The organism is Stenotrophomonas sp. YJH_SMC_64 (genome assembly GCF_059371375.1).
Window position 1 is genome coordinate 91004 of record NZ_JCAFUN010000014.1, and the last position, 21343, is coordinate 112346.

Genomic DNA, 21343 nt, shown 5'->3' on the forward strand with positions numbered 1-21343 from the left:
TAAGGGGCCGCGGCGGGCGCAGGTACAATGCGCGGGCACTTTTCCCCCGCGATGACCATGCACCTGATCGATATCGGCGCCAACCTGACCCACGACTCCTTCGACCGCGACCGCGATGCCGTCCTCGACCGCGCACGGCAGGCCGGCGTGGTGCAGATGGTCATCACCGGCGCCAGCCGCGAGCACTCGCCGCTGGCCCTGCAGCTGGCGCAGCAGCACCCGGGCTTCCTGTACGCCACCGCCGGCGTGCACCCGCACCACGCGGTGGAGTACACCGAGGAATGCGATGCTGAAATGCGCGCGCTGCATGCCCACCCCGAAGTGGTGGCGGTGGGCGAGTGCGGGCTGGACTACTTCCGTGACTTCTCGCCGCGCCCGGCCCAGCACCGTGCCTTCGAGCGCCAGCTGCAGCTGGCGGCAGACAACGGCAAGCCCCTGTTCCTGCACCAGCGCGACGCGCATGCCGATTTCATGGCACAGATGAAGAACTTTGAAGGACGCATCGGCCCGGCGGTGGTGCATTGCTTCACCGGCGAACGCGACGAGCTGTTCGATTACCTGGACCAGGACTGGTACATCGGCATCACTGGCTGGCTGTGCGACGAGCGCCGTGGCGCGCACCTGCGCGAACTGGTGAAGAACATCCCGGCCAACCGCCTGATGATCGAGACCGATGCGCCCTACCTGCTGCCACGCACGCTGAAGCCGATGCCGAAGGACCGCCGCAACGAACCGATGTTCCTCTCGCACATCGTGGAAGAACTGGCGCGTGACCGTGGCGAGGACGTTGCAGTGACGGCGGCCAATGCGACTGCGGCGACGCGTGCGTTCTTCCGCCTGCCCGACGCGGGTTGACGGTAGTGCCGGCCGCTGGCCGGCAGCACATCCTGATTGCCGGCCAGCGCCCGGCACTACCGGAGCAGGTCGCGCAGGCCCTCACGGTAGCTGGGGAAGCGCGGCTGCCACGCCAGCGCTTCACGCGTGCCACGACTGTCGATGCGCTTGTTGCTCTCGTAGAAGCGCCGTAGCGTCGGGCTGAGTTCAGGGTCGTCCCAGGCCACGGCAGGTGGCATCGCAAACCCGCCCAGCTTCGCGGCGAAGGCCAGCACATCCTGCGGTGGGGCCGGCTCGTCATCGCTGGGCAGGTATATCCCCTGCGCAACCGGTCGCTGCATCGCCGCGACGATCACTGCCGCAAGATCCTCTACGTGCAGGCGGTTGAACGCCAGGCCCGGCCGAATCACATGGCGGGCACGGCCCTGTGACAGCTGCAGCAACGCATTGCGCCCCGGCCCGTACAGGCCGGGCAGGCGGAACACCGCCGAAGCGATGCCACGTTCCTCTGCAAGCGCACGCCATTGCGCTTCGGCACGCAGGCGCTGCACGCCGGCTGCTTCGGTGGCATCGGCTGCGCTGTGCTCGTCAACCCAGCCGCCGGCCCGATCGGCATACACCGACGTGGACGACAGATAGCCCACCCAGCGCAGTGCCGGGCTGGCCCGCAGAGCCGGCAGCAGCAGGCGCAGTGCCGGGTCGCCCGCGGCATCTGGCGGCACGCTGCACAGCACGGCCTCGGCCTGCGCGACCTCATCGAGCAGGGCGGGCGACGGTGGGGAGTCAGCGTGCAGCTGATGCCGCAGCAGGCCATCGTCCGGCGCCGACGAGGGGTTACGCACCGTGCCGACGACGTGCACGCCCCGCGCCTGCAGATGCGGGGCCAGCACGCATCCGCTCCAGCCCATACCGAGGATCAGCACCCGCATAGGCAGCGCGCCGGCCTGCAACGGGAGGCTCACGCGCCGCGCAGTGCCTGGTAGGCCTGCAGGCTGCTGTAGGCGACCTGCAGCAGCAGGGCTTCCTGATCGGCCTTGCGTGCACGCGCCAGCATGTCGCCGACGATCTGTTCGGCCTCTACCTGCTGGCCGGCTTCCAGATCCCGCAGCATCGACGCCTTCAGTGCCGAGCCCGCCTGGGTGAGGGTGCCGCGTGCGGTGTCCTGCGCGGCATCGGGAATCGGCTCACCGGCAGCTTCGGCCACGGCCAGGCATTCGTCGTACAGGCCGCGCACGATCGCCTCGCCATCATCGGTGGCGACGATGGTGCCGATATCCGCGCGAAGCAGGCAGGTAGCAGCGGCCAGCGCGGTCAGGAAGGTGTACTTGATCCACTGTTCCTGGCCGATGTGTTCGCTCGCCAGGTGATCAAGATGGGCCTGCGCGCAGGCAGCGGCGAAGGCACGCACGCGTGCGGACGCCGCGCCGCCATCGCGTTCGCCGAAGGTGAGCTTGGCCGGCTTGCCCAGGTGCAGCACCGCACCGTCGGGGGCCTTGGTGGCGCTGATGAAGCACAGGCCGCCGAGCACGGCGTCGCGGCCGAAGCGCAGGTCCAGCGCGTTGTAGTGGTGCAGGCCGTTGAGGATCGGCAGCACGGTGGTGTTCGCGCCCACGGCTGGAGCAATGGCGTCGATCGAGCTGTCGAGGTCGTAGGCCTTGCAGCTGAGGATGACCAGATCGAACGGCTTCTGCGCGGCCAATGCGGGCAGCGCATCGGCGGTGACGTGCTGCACCGGGAAGCTGGCATCGCCGAGCGGGCTGCGGATGACCAGGCCATCGCGGTCCAGCTGTGCGGCGCGCGCGGGGCGCACGAGGAAGGTCACGTCCACGCCGGCCTGGGCCAGGCGACCACCGAAGTAACCGCCGGTACCGCCGGCGCCGAGGATCAGGATGCGCATTGCACGTTCACCGCTTTCTGGGGAATCAGATCTGCGATTGTGCCGGAGATTGCGGCCAACGGCGGAGCCCCTCGTAGTGGTTCGCGCAGTTGGTTTCATGAGCTGGGTCGTGTGCGATGGGTTCGCGGGGGACGCCGTGAACCCCGCTCCGCGGTCCGGCCCAGCCGCTGGCGGCTGTGCGTTCGGGCGCTTGCGAAGCAATGCTTCGCAAGCAAAGCGCCCTCACCCCTGGGGGCTTAGCCGCGCCATCCATGGCGCGGATACCCCCGCGAGCCCATCGCACACGACCCCTGACAGTTTCCGGGTGCGGCCACCACGGAAAACAGATCAGGAGCGGAGGCGGGTCGCCCGCTGCGCTCGCTCGTGTAGAGCGGTGCTCAGGGCAGTTGTTCGCTGAAGTCTTCGGTGTAGCCCAACAGCAGTGTGGCGCGGGTGGCCAGGGTTGCAGCCAGTTTTGACCACGTGTCGTGCGGTCCGGCCGCGTAGACGCGCTGCAGGTCCGCGACCAACGCATTTGCCTGTGCAGGCGACGGCGCGCTGTCGCGCTGGAAGCCGAGCCACGATGCGCCGAGCCCGAACAAGCGGTAGTCATGGTGTTCCTGCAGGTGCCGGATCAGGGCGTGATTCTGGAAGATGTCCCAGTCCGCGCTGAAGTAACCGTTGGGCAGGGCGGCAATCAGCAGGTCATCGCGGTCCACCGGCACCTGCTGTACGCAGACCACCTCGTCGACGATCAGGTCCGGCGTTGCATTGGCGGCGACCAGCGCCTCGACGTCCTCGTTGCTGCACATCAGCGTGCCCGCCAGCGCGCTCCATTCCAGCCGATGAGAGGAATGCTCGAGCTGCGCGACCACATGCGCCAGCAACCGCTCGCGTGCCGCCAATGCATCTTCGGGGGTTTCCGGATCTTCGTCCTCGTACAGCGCGATGCGCGCGTCGTCGGACGCATGCATGCTGGTGTAGCGGCATTGGCCGACATCATCGAGCGTGCACAGGTAGCGATACCGGGGATCAGCCGCGTGCCGCGAGGCCAGGTATTCCAGCACCTCATCCAGCGTGGGTGAATCGCCCAGCAACGCATGGCTGAAGGCATCGATGGGGCCGTCCACAACGGCCTTGTCCAATGGAATGGAAGTGATCTTCATCGCCACAGCCTAGCCGCAATTCCGAACGAAAAGATCCGGGCGTCGGCCTTGCCGTGAACGCTCCATCCACGCATGGCGTGGATCCATCGTGTCGACCAAGGTCGACACCCACCAACAGCAGCGGCAATCTGTCGAAGGCGGGGTGGGTCCGGTTGCGGGGGTGTCTGCGGCATGGATGCCGCGGCCAAGCCTCCATGGACGGATTCACGGCGTCGCCCGCAACCGGACCCACCCCGCCATCCCCGGCTAGTCAGCTTTTGCCGTTGAAGTTGACGTTGACGTTGATTCAGCGGGTGCAGGGCCGCAGGCCCTGCAGGCAAAACTCAGCTGCGCATGCCCACGCCGCGACGCAGCAGCCACAGCGCCAACGCCGTCAGCACCACCACGAAACCGATCATCAGGCCGTAGGCCACCGGCAGCGGTACATCGCTGCTGCCCAGCAGGCCATAGCGGAACGCGTTGACCATGTAGAAGATCGGGTTGGCGTGCGTGGCCGCTTCGGCCCAGCCCGGCAGCAGCTTCACCGAATAGAACACGCCACCCAGGTAGGTCAGCGGGGTCAGGATGAAGGTCGGCACGATCGCCACGTCATCGAACTTCTTCGCATACACCGCGTTGATGAAGCCGGCCAGCGAGAAGATCGTCGCGCCCAGGATCACCGTGGTCAGCATCACCAGCGGGTGCGGGATGCGCACCGGGGTGAAGAACATCGCTATGATCAGCACGATCACGCCCACCATCAGGCCGCGCAGCACGGCGCCGGCCACGTAGCCCCACAGGATCACCCAGTTCGGCATCGGGCTGACCAGCAGTTCTTCCACGTGGCGGCCGAACTTGGCGCCAAAGAACGAGGAACTGATGTTGCCGTAGCTGTTCTGGATCACGCTCATCATCACCAGGCCCGGCACGATGAACTGCATGTAGGTGTAGCCGCCCATGTCACCCACGCGCGACCCGATCAGGTTGCCGAAGATCAGGAAGTACAGGGTCATGGTGATCGCCGGCGGCACCAGGGTCTGGCCCCAGATGCGCATGATGCGGGCGACTTCGCGGCGCACGATGGTCATCAGCGCGATGCGGTTGCGCTGGCCGTCGGTCAGCTCGGTGGTGCTCATGCAGGCTTCTCCAGGTTGCCGGTGAGGCGCACGAACAGCTCCTCCAGGCGGTTGCTCTTGGTACGCATCGAACGCACGCGGATACCGGCCTCGTTGAGCGTGGCGAACACGCGGTTGAGGTCCATTGCGCGCGGCATGTCGATGTCCAGCGTGTGCGGGTCCGGCGCGGTCAGCGTCGCACCTTCGATCACCGGCAGCTGTGCCGGCAGGTCACCGTCGATGTCCAGCAGGAAGCCCTCCACGTCCAGCTTGGCCAGCAGGGTGCGCATCGGCCCCTGCTCGACGATCTGGCCATGGTTGATGATCGCCAGGTGGCGGCACAGGTACTCGGCTTCTTCCAGGTAGTGCGTGGTAAGGATGATCGTGGTGCCTGCGGCATTGATCTCCTTCAGCACGCGCCACATGTCGCGGCGGATCTCGATGTCCACGCCGGCGGTCGGCTCGTCCAGGATCAGCAGGCGCGGGCGGGTCATCATCGCGCGGGCGATCATCAGCCGGCGCTTCATGCCGCCGGACAGCGTGCGGCTCATTACCTGTGCCTTTTCCCACAGGTGCGCGCGCTTCAGTTCCTCTTCGGCGCGCTGCTCGGCTTCCTCGCGCGGTACGCCATAGAAGCCGGCGTAGTTCACCAGGATGTCGAAGGGCTTCTCGAACAGGTTGAAGTTGATTTCCTGGGGCACCAGCCCGATCAGGCGCATGGTGGCGCTGCGGTTGCGCACCAGGTCGCTGCCGAACACTTCCACCTGGCCCTCGCTGAGGTTGACCAGGGAGCTGATGATGCCGATCAGGGTCGACTTGCCGGCGCCATTGGGGCCGAGCAGGGCGAAGAAGTCGCCCGGGGCCACTTCCAGGGAAACCCCCTTCAGGGCCTGGGTGCCGTTGTCGTAGGTCTTGCGCAGGTCGCGCACGCGCAGGGCGGGCGCCGTATCGTTCTGGGATGCCAAGCTCGAAGCCTTCGCGCCCATGGGCTGGCGCTGGAGAGGGGCGGGGAGGGGCTATTATAGAAGACCCCGAGGGCTTGCCCCGGCTACACACTGTCCCGAAAAGTCGTGCCTGTTCAATTCCCCCTCAAGCTGGTCGGCTGCCGCATGCTGGCCCCGACCGTCGGCCACTACCAGTTCGTGCGTGACGATGGGCAGCCGCTGGATTTCCAGCCTGGCCAGTTCATCCAGGTCCATTTCAGCTACGCCGACGGCACCGAAACCAAGCGCAGCTACTCGCTGGCGACCATCCACGACCACGCGCTGGGCCCAGGCGAGGCGGTGGATATCGCCGTCAGTTTCGTGCCCGGTGGCGCCGCCACGGCCCTGTTCGAGGCACTGGAGCAGGGCGGCCAGATCAGTGCGTCCGGCCCCTATGGCCGGTTCTGCCTGAATCCCGGTGACCACAACGCCCGTTACCTGCTGATCGCCACCGGTACCGGCGTTACCCCGTACCGCTCGATGCTGCCGCTGCTGGAAAAGGCCATGGCCGAACGCGGTGTGCAGATCGTGCTGCTGCAGGGCGCGCGCAGCCCGGGCGAGCTGCTGTACAGCGAAGATTTTTACAGCTTCGCCGAAAAACACCCGAACTTCCGTTATGTTCCGTGCCTGTCGCGTGAACTCCCGGCTGATCCGCACCCGGACGTACAGCACGGCTATGTGCAGCAGGCGCTGGCCGGCTTCACGCCGGACCCGGCCACCGACATCGCTTACCTGTGCGGCAACCCGGACATGGTCGATGCCTGTGCCGAGCTGCTGAAGGCCGCCGGCCTGGGCAACCCGCAGATCCGCCGCGAGAAGTACGTCAGCAGCAAGTAAGTCAGGGTAGTGCCGGCCGCTGGCCGGCAGCCCCACGAACCCTGGTAGTGCCGGCCGCTGGCCGGCAACTCCAAGAACCGGAGGCGGCGCCACGCCGCCCCCGGTGCCCTGCCTCAGTACGCGACCCAGGCATCGCGCCAGGCGAAACCGGTGCCCGGGCGATAGGCATCGGCGTTGATGTTGCACCACGCACCCTCCGGGAACGGCCGGCAGGCGTAGAGCTTGCCGTCGGTGCCCTTGACCACGGTTTCGCCCGGCGTGTAGCTGCCGATACCGGCCGGATACACGAAGTCGTAGTCGTCACCCGGCGGCGGATCGACCGGATCCACCGGGCCCGGCAGGCGGGTATCGATCTGGAACAGGTTGCCCGGCTTCAGGTAGACGCGGTTCTCGGTGGCCGAGGCGACCGGCGTGATCACGCCGTTCCTCATCACGCCCACACGCGCCTGCTGTGCACTGGCGTTGACCTTGCGGGCCAGCGCCAGCGGCCACTGGTTCGCAGCGGTCTGACCTGCGGCCAGGGTGATCTCCGGACGCTCCAGATCATTGCCCTGGGCGTTGAACACGCGCAGCGTCAGGGTGGTGCCTTCTTCCAACGCACCGCGGGCGGTGACCGGGCCGGCGTCCTGCCACTGCGGCGGCGGTTCAACGCCACCACCGCCTTCGAAGCGCACGTCCGCGCAGGTATAGAACGCTTCACCGGAATCCGAGCGCTGCCAGGTGTTGTAGATGATGTGCTGGCCGCTGCGCTTGGGCAGCGGGCAATCCAGCTTGTAGACGTCGCCGGAGACCGGCACGTTGCCCAGCGTGCAGAATTCCTGCAGGTCGGCCCAGCGCAGCGGGCTGCCCGGCTGCCAGCCGTCGCGGGTGACGTAGAACTTCCACTCGCGGGTAGCATGCGGGGCCGGTGCCTTGAACTCGAAGGTGTAGCGCCCGCGCGAATCGGCGCGGATCGGCGAGGTCGGCCAGTCACTGCGGTTCAGATCGAGGCCGCGGTACTTGCTGTTGCCGCCGCTGCACAACTCGCCATCTGGAACCACCGCTTGATGGTTGCCGTTGGCGTTGGCCTGGTTGACACCGGCCCAGTCGTAGAACGGCTGGGCGCCGCCGATGGCCTTGGCGGCGGCGCAGGCCGGGTTGGTCGGATTCTCCGGATTGCCCTCGTGGCACTGCTTCACGCGGCTGAGCGGCTTGGACAGGGTGCCGTGGGCGAAGGCGTTGCCGGACAGTGCCAGGCCGACAACGGCGGACAGTGCGAGGACGGCCCGATGGGACAGGTGCATGCAGGAACTCCTTTGCGAAGTGTTGGAAACCTCGCGGAGTCTTCCCATGTAGCCGCCATATGCCCATCAGACAAGTTTGAAAGGCTGCTGCGTTCCTCTGTTTCTGCAACGCGCGCCCCACTGCGCGGCAGGGGAGCCAGGAGGCGGTGTGATGTGCACCGCCTCCCACATCACTGCGTCAGTACGCGATCCACGCATCGCGCCAGGCCGCGCCCACGCCCGGCCGGTAGGCCTCGGCATTGACGTTGCACCATGCACCCTCCGGGAACGGGCGGCAGGCATACAGCTTGCCGTCGCTGCTCTTCACCACGGTCTGGCCCGGCACATAGCTGCCGATGCCCGCCGGGTACACGTGGTCGAAATCACCACCCGGCGATGGCGTACCCGGGTCCGGCACCTGGGTATCGAGCTGGAAGCGGTTGCCGTCCTTCAGGTACACGCGATTGTCGGTGGCTGACGCCGACGGCGTGATCACGCCATTGGCAAGCACGCCCACGCGCGCATGCCGGGCACTGGCATTGACCTTGCGGGCCAGCGCCAAGGGCCATTGCGCGGCCGAGGTCTGGCCGCTGGCCAGCGTCGCTTCCACACGTTCGACATCGTTGCCGCTGGCATTGAACACGCGCAGTGCCAGCGTCGTACCCACCGGCAATTCACCGCGGGCGGTGACCGGGCCGGCATCCTGCCATTGCGGTGCCGGCGTCGTACCACCGCCGCTGCCCTCAAAGCGTACGTCCATGCAGGTGTAGAACGCTTCGGTCGAATCCGAGCGCTGCCAGGTGTTGTAGATCACATGCTGGCCGGTGCGCTGCGGCAGCGTGCACTGCAGCTTGTAGGTGCCATCGGCAGAGAGCGGTGTATTGCCCAGCGTGCAGAACTCCTGCAGGTCGGCCCAACGCAACGGGCTGCCCGGTTGCCAGCCGTCGCGGGTGACGAAGAAGCGCCAGTCGCGCGTGGCGTGCGGCGCGGTCGCCTTGAACACGAAGGTGAACTTGCCATTGGCATCGGCGTGGATCGGCGTGGTCTGCCAGTCACTGCGGTTCACGTCCAAGCCGCGGAAGGTGGGATTGTTGCCGCTGCACAGCTTGCCGTCGGGCACCACCGCCTGATGGTTGCCGTTGGCGTTGGCCTGGTTGATGCCGTTCCAGTCGTAGAACGCCTGCGATCCGCCCACCGCTTTCGCGGCGGCGCAGGCCGGGTTGGTCGGGTTCTCCGGATTGCCCTGGAAACAGGCATAGACGCGGCTGACCGGCGTGGTCATGGTGCCGTGGGCGAACGCGTTGCCGGCCAGGCACAGGCCTGCAGCGGCGAACGAGGTGGCCAGCAGCAGCGGTGTGGATCGGAATGACATGGCGCTTCCTTGTGGTCGTCGAAAGAGAGCGGTGACCGCAGAGTTGCGCTGCGCGGCGGACTTTCGGCGGCACCATCGCGAGTATCGAGTTGCGGTGCCGGGTGCGGAACCATGGAAATGCTGATCCGTGACTGTGGGTGTGAAGCCCTTCCCGCGGGCTTCACGTGGGCCTGAACGGATGCGCTGGCGATCACGTGTCCGGCGTGGCAACGATCACGTCGTGGAGATCCGGTCATGTCGGCGCCATGCCGACGCGATCCGCCTGGCACGAGAAGCAGCCGTGGGCCGCGTTGTGCAGTTGCACGAAGGCCACGTCAGGGTCGGCAAACAGCGCGTCCAGCCGAGCGCCGACATCCGTGCCTGCGCTGATCTCGGCGGCCAGCATCAATGCAGCCTGGTCATAGGCGCGCAACGAGATCATCCGGCGCTGCACGTACGGGGGTACTTCGCCCGGCGGCAGCACGCAGCGGGTCACGCCACGCTGCACGAAGATCGGGCCCGAGGCGTGATAGGGCGAGTGCAGGGGCAGGTGCACGTGGGACAACAGCAGCAGCTCGCTGCCACCGGGCGGATCGCTCAGGCTGATCCGGCAGGGGTGTCCTCCTGATTCGCCGGCCCAGCGACGCCGGATGCCCAGCGCAGCCAGCGCGGTGTCGCTCTTTTCGAACAGGTGCAGGAACGGGCGGTGGTCGATGCCACCGAGGTACCACGCATGCATGGGCGTCTCCTTGGTTTCCCACGGATTCTGCGCAGGCACCGGCCGCCGTGCTCGCCGTTTTCAGACCCCGCATCTCCATCGGGCCAGGCAGCGCCACGGGGAACGCAGCACAAGGCGCCAAGATGCGCGCGCCGCCCCGGCCGATGAGCGCCGCATGTCCGTGGATTTCCCCACCCTCACCGTGCTTGGCTTCCTGCTCTGCATCGCTGGGGCCATCTGGCCGGAGACGAGGTACTGCGCCACTTCGCTGCGTTGATGCAGCACGGTTTGCAGGGCCATCACACGCTGCTGGGCCGCTACGGTGGCGAGGAGTTCGTGCTGGTGCTGGCCGGCAGCACGCAGGCGGAAGCGATGGCGCGGGCTGCGGCGATCCGTACCGCTCTGCAGCAGAAGCCGGCGCGGCTGGCCACCGGGCCGGTGACGTTCACTGCCAGCATCGGCCTGGCGATGGACGACGGCCAGGGCGAGCTGTCCACGCTGCTGGCAGCGGCAGACGCGGCGCTGTACCGGGCCAAGGCCGCCGGCCGCGATCGCCTGGCCTGCGCCACGCCGGCGGAGATTTCGCGTCTGCCCATCGCCGACGACGCCGTGCCCGTGTAAGTTGAGTCACATCTTCCGCGGCAGCCCGTCGTGGTTGCCAGGAACGTCCTCCAGGGGAAACGAGCACGATGCAAAGACACCACCTCGCGTTGGCCGCAGTGTTGGCCAGCCTGATGCTTGCCGGATGCAGCCAGTCACCGTCACCCGGCGCCGAAGGCGCCAGCGATGCACCCAGCCGCCGTTTCGGCACGATCGACTTCCAGCCCTGCACGCTGTCCACGGTAGGTGCCAGTGCCAACGTGGAAGCGCAGTGCGCCACCCTGCAGGTGCCGGAGGACCGGGCCCAGCCCGGTGGCCGGCGCATCGGCCTGCGCATCGCCTGGCTGGAATCGGGCAGCAGCGGCTCCAGCCAGCCCGACCCGGTGTTCTTCCTGGCCGGTGGCCCCGGCCAGGCCGCCAGCGAAGTGGCCGTCATCGTCGATACCGCGCTGCGCCAGGTGCGCAAGCAGCGGGACATCTTCCTGGTCGACCAGCGCGGCACCGGCGGCTCCAACCCGCTCAGCTGCCTCGGCGCGGACGGAAAGGAACTGCCGATGGACGAGGACGCGGCGCCCTCCGAGGCCTTGCTGCGCGACTATGCCCAGCGATGCGCGGCTTCCCTGCAGGGACGTGCGGACGCACGTTTCTACACCACCACCGAAGCCATTGCCGACCTGGACGCGGTCCGCCAGGCCTTGGGCGTGGACCGGGTCAATCTGATCGGTGCGTCCTACGGCACCCGCGTGGCCCAGCGCTATGCGGGTACCTATCCACAGCACACCCGCAGCATCGTCATCGATGGCGTGGTGCCGAATGAGCTGGTGGTGGGCGGCGATTTCGCCAGAACGTTCGAAGACGCGATCGCCCTGCAGTCGGCGCAGTGCCGCAAGGACGCTGCCTGCAGCCGGCGCTTCCCGACCGATACCCGTGCGCAGCTGCGCAGCGTGGTCGAGACCCTGCGCCGTGCACCGGTTCCGGTCGAGTATCGCGATCCTGGCACCTACGACACCCGGAAGGATGTGCTGACACCGGACAGCGTGGTGGGCCTGGCGTTTGCGTTTTCCTACGTACCTCAGTACGCCTCATTGCTGCCGCTGGTTCTTGATGAAGCCGCGCACGGCCGCTACGCGCCGCTCGCCTCGCTGGCGCGCGGTGCGAACCGCAGCATGGATTTCCAGATCAACCGTGGCATGCACTGGTCGGTGATCTGCAGCGAAGACGCGCCGCGCTACCAGGCGCCGGCCGAGGATCCCGGGCGCCTGTTCGGCAACGACGTGGCAAGTTCCTTCTTTGCCGCCTGCCCGGCATGGCCGCACCGGCCGGCACCGGCAGCCAATGCCGTGCCGCTGCGCAGTGACGTACCGGCGCTGCTGTTGTCTGGTGAACTGGACCCGGTGACCCCGCCGCGCTATGCCGAGCAGGTCCTCAAGGGCCTGCCCAATGGACGCGCGCTGGTCGCCCGTGGCCAGGGCCACGGCACGCTGACTGCCGGCTGCATGCCGCGCCTGCTCGGCCAGTTCATCGACACGACCGATGCCAAGGCGCTGGATGCCGGCTGCCTGGACACGCTGAGCTACGTGCCGGCGTTCACCTCGTTCAACGGATGGGAACCATGATCGTCGCCGACAACCTGCACAAGGCCTTCGACACCCGCACCGGCCGTATCCAGGCCGTGTCCAACGTCGGCTTCCGCGCCGAGGATGGCCGCATCACCGGCCTGCTGGGGCCCAATGGTGCCGGCAAGACCACCACCATGCGCATGCTGTACACGCTGATGACCCCCGACCAGGGCAGCATCAGCGTCGATGGTGTCGATGCTGCGCGCAATCCGGTGGAAGTGCGTCGCCATCTCGGCGTGCTGCCCGACGCGCGTGGCGTCTACAAGCGCCTGACCGCGCGTGAGAACATCGCCTACTTCGGCGAACTGCATGGCCTGTCGGCCGAGCGCATCCGCGAGCGCATCGAGGTGCTGTCGCACGCGCTGGACATGGGGGACATCCTCGACCGCCAGACCGATGGCTTCTCGCAGGGCCAGCGCACCAAGACCGCGATCGCCCGCGCACTGGTGCACGACCCGCGCAACGTCATTCTCGATGAACCGACCAACGGCCTGGACGTGATGACCACCCGCGCACTGCGCCGCTTCCTGCTGGGCCTGCGCGAAGAAGGCCGCTGCGTGATCCTGTCCAGCCACATCATGCAGGAGGTGGCCGCGCTGTGCGATCACATCGTGATCATCGCCAAGGGCACGGTGATGGCCGCCGGCAGCGCCGATGAACTGCGCGCGCAGTCCGGCGAATCCAACCTGGAGGATGCGTTCGTGAAACTGATCGGCAGCGAAGAGGGCCTGCACGCATGAGCATGATGTCGACCCTGATGACGGTGATGCGCAAGGAGCTGCGTGACCTGTCGCGCGACCGCCGGACGCTGGCGCTGACCCTGCTGTTCGGGCCGCTGCTGTACCCGCTGCTGATCCTGGGCATGGGCAAGCTGTCCGAAAGCCGCGTGCGCACGCAGATCGAGCAGCCGCTGCAGATTCCCACCATCGGCGCCGAACATGCGCCGAACCTGGTGCGCTTCCTGGCTGCCCAGGGCCTGAATGCCGCTGCTGCGCCGAAGGACCTGGCCGAGGCCATCCGTTCGCAGGACATCGACGTGGCGCTGCGCATCAGCCCGGACTTCGGCAGGGACTGGGCCGATGGCAAGCCAGCGCTGGTGGAGGTGATCAGTGACAGCACACGACGTGCCGCCGAGGTGCCCACTGCGCGCCTGCAGGCGGCGTTGGCCACGTACAACGGGCAGGTAGGGGCGCTGCGGCTGATGGCGCGGGGCATCGACGCCCAGGTCGCACGGCCGCTGGACGTGGCCAGCCAGGACATGGCCAGTGCCGAAGCCAAGCGTGGCCTGATGCTGTCGGCGTTGTTGCCGATCCTGCTGACCCTCACCTCGTTCCTCGGTGGTGCCTACCTGGTGATGGACACCACCGCCGGCGAGCGTGAGCGGCAGTCGCTGGAGCCGCTGCTGGCCACGCCGGGGTCGCGCAGTGCCATTGTCAGCGGCAAGATCGCCGCCGCCTGCATGGTCGGCTTTGCGTCGCTGCTGTTGACCCTGGCCGCGTTCAAGGTGAGCGCGCAGATCGCCCCCGGCAACATCGGCCGCCAGCTCAACATGAACATCATGGCGATGGTGCAGATGCTGCTGGTGATGCTGCCGATGCTGCTGATCGGCACCTCGCTGCTGACCTTCCTGGCCGCAGCGGCCAAGAGCATGAAGGAAGCGCAGAGCCACATGACCTGGTTGATGCTGCTGCCGATGCTGCCGGGCTATGCGCTGATTGCCTACCCGGTGAAGAGCCAGCTGTGGCAGTACGCCGTGCCGTTCCTGTCGCAGAACCAGATGCTGCTGAAGGTGATCCGCCACGAGACCATCACACCCGCGGTCTGGGCCATCTACCTCGGCGCCAGCCTCGGCCTGGCCGCCGTGCTGTGGTTCGCCGCCGTGCGCCGTTATCACAACGAGCGCCTGGCCATCTCCGGCTGACCGTAAAAGGGGACGGAGGGGATTAAGTCGTTTCTAACCCCCCCGCGCCCTTCTTCTGAGGGCGCCCCCGCTTGCGCAGCATCACGGGGCGACCCAGGGTCTGTTCCACCATTCGCAGGTAAGCTGCATTTCCCAACGGATGCTGGCCGGCACTGTGCGCACGGATTGCCGGCAGGTCAGCGGACGCGTTCATGTCCTGCAGAAACTCCGCATAGAGCATTGCCCGCTGTCGCTGGGTCGGGGCGAGCGCCTGGAATGCGGGATGTTCCGTCAGCATCGGATCGTGGCGCCGCTGCAGGTTTCCATGCACGCTCGACCATGGGTGATCTTCCGGGGCGGCAGTCATGCCTGCACGAACCGGATTGAGTTCGATGTAGCGATAGACGCTGAGCAGATAGGCGTCGCTGTCCACCATCGAAGAATGGAAGCGGCCCTGCCAGAGCGGTCCGCTGCGCTGATGCCGCTGATTGAACGCCTGGACATAGTTGTTGCCCTGCATCCGCATCGCATTCGCCAAGCCAACACGCGTGGAAGGTGTGGCCAACAGATGAACGTGATTGCCCATCAATACGTAGGCATGCAGTGCGACCTGATGCTTCAGGAACGCGCTGTGCAACAGGTGCAGAAACAGCTGACGGTCGATATCGTCAACGAAGATCGCCCCCTTGTTCACACCGCGCTGGGTTACGTGGTACGGCTGTTCGGCCAACATCAGGCGTGCTTGTCGAGGCATGGCAGTTCGGGGCTTCAAGAATTCATCAGACTGCCGCCTCCGTGACCTTGAAGGGCATCAGGCGATGCCGCGAGATGGCGTGGGGGAGGGCAGAAGCGACTTAATCCCCTCCGTCCCCTTTTCCATACCGCGCAGGCGTCACCCCCATCTCGCGCTTGAACACGGCGATGAAGGCGCTGGGCGTGTCGTACCCCATCGACAGCGCGACGCTGATCACCGGCTCGCCGGACAGCAGGCGTGGCAGCGCCAGCAGCACCCGCAGGCGTTGCCGCCACTGGCTCAGCGTCATGCCGGTCTCGGCCAGCCAGTGGCGGGCCAGGCTGCGGCCGGACAGGCCACTGCTGGCGGCCCAGTCCTCGACGCTGCGGTTGTCGTGCGGCGCGCGAGCCAGCGCGGCGGCGATCCGGCCCAGGCGCCGGTCACGCGGTTGTGGCAGGGCCAGCGGCAGCGGCGTGCTGGCGGCAATCTCATCGGCGATCACGCCGGCCAGGCGTGCCTGCGCAGCATCCAGTGGCGCATGGGGCCATTGCAGCGCACGTGCTGTCGCCGCCTGCAGCAGCGCATTGGGCTGGAAGATGCGTGGTGTGGCGGGCAGACCCAGGCAGGCCTCCGCGTTGAAGTACAGGCTCCAGCCATTGAACCCGTCTGCGCCCAGCAGCGCGTGGGGCAGCAAGGGCGGTATCCAGGCGACGTGACCTGCGGGCAGCAGCCAGTGCAGGTCGTCGGCGGCGATCCGCAGCAGCCCCTGGTACGCACCCAGCAGCTGCCCACGCGCATGCCGGTGGCGGGCCGTGCGACGCTTGCCGAGCTGGTGCAGCCGGGCCGCCAGCACCGCCGGTCCATCGGTGGCATCGGCCAGCGCGGGGGCGAGCAATGCGGCGGTTGTCTGATCTGCCATATCGATTGGCAGTTATACGGCAGAAACGTCGCCTCCGGACCCCCACACTGGGGCCCACTTCAACGGAGCGCTTCCCCATGCAGCCACACGACATCCTCCCCGACCATCAGAACGACGTGCAGGTGAACGGCCTTACCGTGCGCAAGGGCAGTGTCGGCGCCTTCCTGGCCAGCGTCCGTGACTGGCAGGATCCCGCCAGCGATGTTGCCACCCGTTCCACTGCCGAAGCCGACCTGCGTGCGCTGCTGCCGGGCCTGCACGCGCTGGGCCTGTTCCAGGTGCTGACGGCGCGCGATCCGGCACTGCAACACCTGATCGATGGAGCGGCCTGAAACGGACAAGGCCCGGACATGCCGGGCCTTGGCGTCATTGCAGGGGCAGAAACGACTTAATCCCCTCCGTCCCCTTTTTCGTTCAGTTGTTGCCCGGCGCGAACACCAGCGTACGGCGGGTGGTCACCGGCGCGCTGACCGGCTCGAAGCGCCAACGCTTGACCGCGTTCAGGGCTTCACGGTCGAACACGCGTCCCGGCGTCGCGCGCAGCACGCGAGCGTTCACCACCGAGCCGTCAGTGCCGACGGTGATCTCCACCAGCACTTCGCCGGAGGTTCCCGAACGCAGCGCTTCGCCCGGATAGCGCGGCGCCGGTGTGCTGACCGGGCGCAGGGTGGGCGCTGCCGGTGCGGCGGCCTGGCGTGCGGCGCTGGCCTGCTGGGCGGCAGCCTGCTGCTGCTTCTGCTCGGCCTCGCGGCGGGCGGCGGCCTGGCGCTCGGCTTCCTGGCGCTCGTTGTCGCGGCGCGCGGCATCCTGCTGCGCGGCAATCTGCTTGGCGGCGTCGGCTTCCTTGGCGCGCTGCTCGCTCAGGCGCTGCTGCTCGGTCTGCTGCTTGCTGCGGTCCTCGGCGTCCTTCTTGGCCTTCTCGGCTTCCGCTTCGGTGCGCTTGGCGGCGTTCTGCACGCCCTTGGCCAGGCCGTCCTTCAGGCGCGGCAGGGCCGGCGCGGATGCATCCACCTTCTCGATCAGTGCCACCAGGCGCTGCGCTTCGGTGTAGTCCTCGCGGCCCAGGTGTTGCTCGGCGGCGATCAGGGTGTACGGCAGCAGGTCGGTCAGTGCGCTCTTCACCGAGGCGTCGTCCGGCGTCTTGTCACGCAGGGCGAGGTAGTACTCGATGGCGTTGTCGCCGGCCGGTGCATACATGCGGTTCTCGCGCAGCGCCTGGCTGGCCGACTCGCGCAGCTGCTCGGTACCCATGGACTGCACCTTGGCAGCAACCGCCGGTGCGGCGGGTGCGGCAGCGGCAGGCGCCGTGGCGGCAGCAGGCGCTGCGGATTCTTCCTTGCCCGAGCAGGCGGCCAGTGCCAGTGCCAGGGCAACCGGCAGCCACCGGCGCGCGGCGGTGATCGTTGAGACGTGCGACATCCTGCTCCCCTCTAGAAGACGACGTGACGTAAATCATTGATACGCATGGCCGGGACCTGCGGTCCGGGCGCGGCAGGGTGACGTTTCCCGACGCCACCGCCGGCAACGGCGAGGGTGCAATCTAGCATCCCGGCCACCGCCGCGCACAAGGGACGGTGGCCGGAATGGGGCAGCGGCGGTCAAGCCGCTGGTGGAGGCGACCTCAGTGGTCGTGTGCCTTGTCGTGCGACTTGCTGTGGCTGTTGGACATCAGCTTGTCGGTCCAGGCGATGCCGATCGCCGACAGGATGAACACGCAGTGGATGATGGTCTGCCACAGCACGCCATCCTGGGTCAGCATCGAGCAGCGGGCGACACCGATGTTGGCAGCGGCCACGCTCATCTGCTCCGGCGTGCACAGCGGGATGCCGCCCAGCGCACCGCTGGCGATGAAGGTCTTCAGCAGATGGATCGAGGAGATGCCGATGATCGCCATCGCCAGCTTCACCTTCAGCACGCTGGCGTTGACGTGGCTCAGCCATTCCGGCTGGTCCGGGTGGCCTTCCAGGCGCAGGCGCGAGACGAAGGTCTCGTAGCCGCCGACGATCACCATCACCAGCAGGTTGGAGATCATCACCACGTCGATCAGGCCCAGCACGATCAGCATGATCTGCTGCTCGCCCATCGACACCGAGTGCGAGATCAGGTGCCACAGTTCCTTGCCGAACAGGAACACGTAGACGCACTGCGCCACGATCAGGCCCAGGTACAGCGGCAGCTGCAGCCAGCGTGAGGCGAAGATCAGCGTGGACAGGGGGGAGAGCGGCGGGCGGTTTGCACTCATGCGAGGGATGCTGCGTTGCGGGGGAGAGGCGAGGTTACCGGCCCGCCATGACGGTGCCAACCCAACTCACGCACTAGACTTCAGGTTCCTTTCCGCACCCCGAGCCGCCGCCATGATCGACCTGTATTACTGGCCCACCCCGAACGGCCACAAAGTGACCCTGCTGCTGGAAGAAACCGGCCTGGAATACCGCATCCACCCGGTCAACATCGGCTCGGGCGACCAGTTCAAGCCGGAATTCCTGGCGATCTCGCCGAACAACAAGATGCCGGCCATCGTCGACCAGGCACCGGCCGATGGCGGTGCTCCCCAGAGCGTGTTCGAGTCCGGCGCGATCCTGCTGTACCTGGCCGAGAAGACCGGCCGCTTCCTGCCCAGCGACCCCCGCGGCCGCGTCACCACCCTGGAGTGGCTGTTCTGGCAGATGGCCGGCCTGGGCCCGATGAGCGGCCAGATGGGCCACTTCAACGTATACGCGCCTGAAAAGATGCCGTATGCCATCGAGCGCTATGACAACGAAGTGCGCCGCCTGCATGGGGTGATGGACAAGCGCCTGGCCCAGCACGCCTTCCTGGCCGGCGACGAGTACACCATCGCCGACATGGCCAGCTACCCGTGGATCGGCGCCTACGACAAGCTGCCGGTGGATTTCACCGCGTTCCCGAACCTCAAGCGCTGGCATGAAGCCATTGCCGCACGCCCGGCCACCCAGCGGGCCTATGCCCTGCGCCAGCAGGTGAACCCCAACGCCGGCAAGCCGCTCAGCGACGAAGAGCGCAAGCACCTGTTCGGCCAGCGCTGACCGCCTCGGGGTCGGATCCCTTTGCAGCGCGAAGGGCTCTGACCCCAGCACCGCGGCATGGGCAGAAGGTCATGCTGCCTTCCCGCACGGGCTTGGTTAGGATGGGGGACGACCGCTCCGCGTCCATCGCGGGGGCGGACCTGCCGTTTGCCGGGATCCTCCATGCGCCACCTGTTCGCTTCGCTCGCCCTCATGCTCGCCACCAGTACCGCCGCCCACGCTGAAAAGCTGACCCTGGAAGCCATCACCGGCCCGTTGCCGTTGTCCGGCCCAACCCTGATGAAGCCGAAGGTGGCGCCCGACGGTTCGCAGGTCAGCTTCCTGCGCGGCAAGGACAGCGACCGCAACCAGCTGGACCTGTGGACCTACGACATCGACAGTGGCCAGACCCGGTTGCTGGTTGATTCCAAGGTGGTGCTGCCCGGCACCGAGACCCTCAGCGACGAGGAGAAGGCCCGCCGCGAGCGCCAGCGCATCGCCGCGATGACCGGCATCGTCGATTACCAGTGGTCGCCGGACGCGCAGCGCCTGCTGTTCCCGCTGGGCGGCGAGCTGTACCTGTACGACCTCAAGCAGCAGGGCCAGGCGGCGGTGCGCCAGCTGACCCATGGTGAAGGCTTCGCCACCGACGCCAAGCTGTCGCCCAAGGGCGGCTTCGTCAGCTTCATCCGCGGCCGCAACCTGTGGGTGATCGACCTGGCCAGCGGCAGGCAGCTGCAGCTGACCCGCGACGGCAGCACCACCATCGGCAACGGCGTTGCCGAGTTCGTCGCCGATGAAGAAATGGACCGCCACACCGGCTACTGGTGGGCACCGGACGATTCGGCCATCGCCTTCGCCCGCATCGACGAGGCACCGGTGCCGGTGCAGAAGCGCTACGAGGTCTACGCCGACCGCACCGATGTGATCGAACAGCGTTACCCGGCCGCCGGCGACGCCAACGTGCGCGTGCAGCTGGGCGTGATCGCACCGGCTTCCGGCGCGCAGCCGCGCTGGGTCGATCTGGGCAAGGAACAGGACATCTACCTGGCCCGCGTCGATTGGCGCGATGCGCAGCACCTGAGCTTCCAGCGCCAGTCGCGTGACCAGAAGCAGCTGGACCTGGTGGAAGTGGCACTCGACTCCAACCGCCAGCGCGTGCTCGCCCACGAAACCAGCCCGACCTGGGTGCCGCTGCACAACAGCCTGCGTTTCCTCGACGATGGCAGCGTGCTGTGGTCGTCCGAACGCACCGGCTTCCAGCACCTTTACCGCATCGACAGCAAGGGCAAGGCCACTGCGCTGACCCACGGCAACTGGCCGGTGGACGAGCTGCTGGCGGTTGATGAAAAGGCTGGCAAGGCCTACTTCCGCGCCGGCATCGAGACCTCGCGCGAAAGCCAGATCTACGCGGTGTCGCTGCAGGGCGGTGAGCCGCAGCGCCTGTCGAAGGCGCCGGGCATGCACAGCGCCAGCTTCGCCCGCAACGCCAGCGTCTACGTGGACAGTTGGTCCAACAGCACCACGCCGCCGCAGATCGAACTGTTCCGCGCCAATGGCGAGAAGATCGCCACCCTGCTCGAGAACGACCTGGCCGATCCCAAGCATCCGTATGCGCGCTACCGCGATGCGCAGCGCCCGGTGGAGTTCGGCACGTTGATGGCTGCCGACGGCAAGACCCCGCTGAACTACAGCGTGATCAAGCCGGCCGGCTTCGATCCGTCCAAGCGCTACCCGGTGGCCGTGTACGTCTATGGTGGCCCGGCCAGCCAGACCGTCACCGACAGCTGGCCCGGCCGTGGCGACCACCTGTTCAACCAGTACCTGGCCCAGCAGGGCTACGTGGTGTTCTCGCTGGACAACCGTGGCACCCCGCGCCGTGGCCGCGACTTCGGTGGTGCGCTGTATGGCAAGCAGGGCACGGTGGAAGTGACCGACCAGCTGCGCGGCGTGGCCTGGCTGAAGCAGCAGCCATGGGTGGACCCGGCGCGCATCGGCGTGCAGGGCTGGTCCAACGGCGGCTACATGACCCTGATGCTGCTGGCCAAGGCTTCGAACCAGTACGCTTGTGGCGTGGCCGGTGCGCCGGTGACCGACTGGGGCCTGTACGACAGCCATTACACCGAACGCTACATGGACCTGCCGGCGCGCAATGAAGCGGGTTACCGCGAAGCGCGCGTGCTGACCCATATCGATGGCCTGCGCTCGCCGCTGCTGCTGATCCACGGCATGGCTGACGACAACGTGTTGTTCACCAATTCGACCAGCCTGATGAGCGCGTTGCAGAAGCGTGCACAGCCGTTCGAGCTGATGACCTACCCGGGTGCCAAGCATGGCCTGTCCGGCGCCGATGCCCTGCATCGCTACCGCGTGGCCGAAGCCTTCCTGGGACGTTGCCTCAAGCCCTGATCCAGCAACGGGAAGGAGC

General features: G+C 67.2%; 21 protein-coding genes. 9 read left to right on the forward strand and 12 right to left on the reverse strand.

The window, feature by feature from the left end; all coding sequences use genetic code 11:
• Window positions 1-57 precede the first annotated feature (57 nt).
• Complete coding sequence (locus AC5P9L_RS16060) at window positions 58-855, forward strand: TatD family hydrolase (RefSeq protein WP_032967280.1); 798 nt, start codon at window positions 58-60, stop codon at window positions 853-855.
• 56 nt (window positions 856-911) lie between these two features.
• Here the strand turns inward: AC5P9L_RS16060 and AC5P9L_RS16065 are convergent, their stop codons facing one another.
• The 5 genes from AC5P9L_RS16065 to AC5P9L_RS16085 form a co-directional block, all read right to left on the reverse strand.
• The gene (locus AC5P9L_RS16065; RefSeq protein WP_005414841.1) at window positions 912-1763 is read right to left on the reverse strand and encodes an NAD-dependent epimerase/dehydratase family protein; all 852 of its coding nucleotides are present in this window, start codon (window positions 1761-1763) and stop codon (window positions 912-914) included.
• Between the two features lie 29 nt (window positions 1764-1792).
• Window positions 1793-2731 carry a 2-dehydropantoate 2-reductase gene (panE, locus tag AC5P9L_RS16070; RefSeq protein ID WP_005411570.1) on the reverse strand — a complete coding sequence of 313 codons (939 nt, stop codon included), beginning with the start codon at window positions 2729-2731 and terminating at the stop codon, window positions 1793-1795.
• A 377-nt stretch (window positions 2732-3108) separates the two neighbouring features.
• Window positions 3109-3876 (reverse strand): hypothetical protein, encoded by a 768-nt coding sequence (locus AC5P9L_RS16075; protein ID WP_043034472.1) that lies wholly within the window; start codon window positions 3874-3876, stop codon window positions 3109-3111.
• Window positions 3877-4199: 323 nt separating this feature from the next.
• Window positions 4200-4991 carry an ABC transporter permease gene (locus AC5P9L_RS16080; RefSeq protein ID WP_005411568.1) on the reverse strand — a complete coding sequence of 264 codons (792 nt, stop codon included), beginning with the start codon at window positions 4989-4991 and terminating at the stop codon, window positions 4200-4202.
• Window positions 4988-5956 carry an ABC transporter ATP-binding protein gene (locus tag AC5P9L_RS16085; RefSeq protein ID WP_005411567.1) on the reverse strand — a complete coding sequence of 323 codons (969 nt, stop codon included), beginning with the start codon at window positions 5954-5956 and terminating at the stop codon, window positions 4988-4990. Before AC5P9L_RS16085 ends, AC5P9L_RS16080 begins: the two co-directional genes overlap by 4 nt.
• A gap of 84 nt (window positions 5957-6040) precedes the next feature.
• Here AC5P9L_RS16085 and AC5P9L_RS16090 point away from each other — a divergent pair, with 84 nt between their 5' ends.
• Window positions 6041-6790 (forward strand): ferredoxin--NADP reductase, encoded by a 750-nt coding sequence (locus tag AC5P9L_RS16090; RefSeq protein ID WP_024958208.1) that lies wholly within the window; start codon window positions 6041-6043, stop codon window positions 6788-6790.
• Between the two features lie 113 nt (window positions 6791-6903).
• Here the strand turns inward: AC5P9L_RS16090 and AC5P9L_RS16095 are convergent, their stop codons facing one another.
• From AC5P9L_RS16095 to AC5P9L_RS16105, 3 genes are all read right to left on the reverse strand, one after another.
• The gene (locus AC5P9L_RS16095; RefSeq protein ID WP_005411565.1) at window positions 6904-8073 is read right to left on the reverse strand and encodes a lytic polysaccharide monooxygenase; all 1170 of its coding nucleotides are present in this window, start codon (window positions 8071-8073) and stop codon (window positions 6904-6906) included.
• A 178-nt stretch (window positions 8074-8251) separates the two neighbouring features.
• Window positions 8252-9424, reverse strand: coding sequence for a lytic polysaccharide monooxygenase (locus AC5P9L_RS16100; protein WP_043034473.1), 1173 nt, complete (start codon window positions 9422-9424; stop codon window positions 8252-8254).
• A gap of 232 nt (window positions 9425-9656) precedes the next feature.
• Window positions 9657-10142 (reverse strand): DUF1203 domain-containing protein, encoded by a 486-nt coding sequence (locus AC5P9L_RS16105; protein ID WP_049397677.1) that lies wholly within the window; start codon window positions 10140-10142, stop codon window positions 9657-9659.
• A gap of 216 nt (window positions 10143-10358) precedes the next feature.
• Between AC5P9L_RS16105 and AC5P9L_RS16110 the strand changes: the two genes are divergently transcribed.
• From AC5P9L_RS16110 to AC5P9L_RS16125, 4 genes are all read left to right on the forward strand, one after another.
• Window positions 10359-10742 carry a GGDEF domain-containing protein gene (locus AC5P9L_RS16110; protein ID WP_080334785.1) on the forward strand — a complete coding sequence of 128 codons (384 nt, stop codon included), beginning with the start codon at window positions 10359-10361 and terminating at the stop codon, window positions 10740-10742.
• A gap of 68 nt (window positions 10743-10810) precedes the next feature.
• Window positions 10811-12337, forward strand: a complete 1527-nt coding sequence (locus AC5P9L_RS16115; RefSeq protein WP_279915817.1) for an alpha/beta hydrolase — start codon at window positions 10811-10813, stop codon at window positions 12335-12337.
• Window positions 12334-13080 (forward strand): ABC transporter ATP-binding protein, encoded by a 747-nt coding sequence (locus AC5P9L_RS16120; protein WP_005411560.1) that lies wholly within the window; start codon window positions 12334-12336, stop codon window positions 13078-13080. Before AC5P9L_RS16115 ends, AC5P9L_RS16120 begins: the two co-directional genes overlap by 4 nt.
• Window positions 13077-14261, forward strand: coding sequence for an ABC transporter permease (locus tag AC5P9L_RS16125; RefSeq protein WP_032967061.1), 1185 nt, complete (start codon window positions 13077-13079; stop codon window positions 14259-14261). The genes AC5P9L_RS16120 and AC5P9L_RS16125 overlap by 4 nt, the downstream gene beginning before the upstream one ends.
• A 22-nt stretch (window positions 14262-14283) precedes the next feature.
• On the opposite strand, the gene AC5P9L_RS16130 is transcribed toward AC5P9L_RS16125, so the two are convergent.
• Both AC5P9L_RS16130 and AC5P9L_RS16135 read right to left on the reverse strand, forming a co-directional pair.
• Window positions 14284-14994, reverse strand: coding sequence for a transposase (locus AC5P9L_RS16130; protein ID WP_049397678.1), 711 nt, complete (start codon window positions 14992-14994; stop codon window positions 14284-14286).
• Window positions 14995-15094: 100 nt separating this feature from the next.
• Window positions 15095-15892 carry a helix-turn-helix domain-containing protein gene (locus AC5P9L_RS16135; RefSeq protein WP_111193765.1) on the reverse strand — a complete coding sequence of 266 codons (798 nt, stop codon included), beginning with the start codon at window positions 15890-15892 and terminating at the stop codon, window positions 15095-15097.
• 77 nt (window positions 15893-15969) lie between these two features.
• Between AC5P9L_RS16135 and AC5P9L_RS16140 the strand changes: the two genes are divergently transcribed.
• The gene (locus AC5P9L_RS16140; protein WP_005414831.1) at window positions 15970-16224 is read left to right on the forward strand and encodes a hypothetical protein; all 255 of its coding nucleotides are present in this window, start codon (window positions 15970-15972) and stop codon (window positions 16222-16224) included.
• A gap of 82 nt (window positions 16225-16306) precedes the next feature.
• On the opposite strand, the gene AC5P9L_RS16145 is transcribed toward AC5P9L_RS16140, so the two are convergent.
• Window positions 16307-17311, reverse strand: a complete 1005-nt coding sequence (locus AC5P9L_RS16145) for an energy transducer TonB (protein ID WP_005414830.1) — start codon at window positions 17309-17311, stop codon at window positions 16307-16309.
• A 202-nt stretch (window positions 17312-17513) separates the two neighbouring features.
• Complete coding sequence (locus AC5P9L_RS16150) at window positions 17514-18134, reverse strand: TIGR00645 family protein (protein ID WP_005411554.1); 621 nt, start codon at window positions 18132-18134, stop codon at window positions 17514-17516.
• Window positions 18135-18246: 112 nt separating this feature from the next.
• Between AC5P9L_RS16150 and AC5P9L_RS16155 the strand changes: the two genes are divergently transcribed.
• Window positions 18247-18936: a glutathione binding-like protein gene (locus AC5P9L_RS16155; RefSeq protein WP_076739703.1), complete on the forward strand. Its 690-nt coding sequence runs from the start codon at window positions 18247-18249 to the stop codon at window positions 18934-18936.
• A 162-nt stretch (window positions 18937-19098) separates the two neighbouring features.
• Window positions 19099-21324: a S9 family peptidase gene (locus AC5P9L_RS16160; protein ID WP_279915937.1), complete on the forward strand. Its 2226-nt coding sequence runs from the start codon at window positions 19099-19101 to the stop codon at window positions 21322-21324.
• The last annotated feature ends 19 nt before the right edge of the window (window positions 21325-21343 follow it).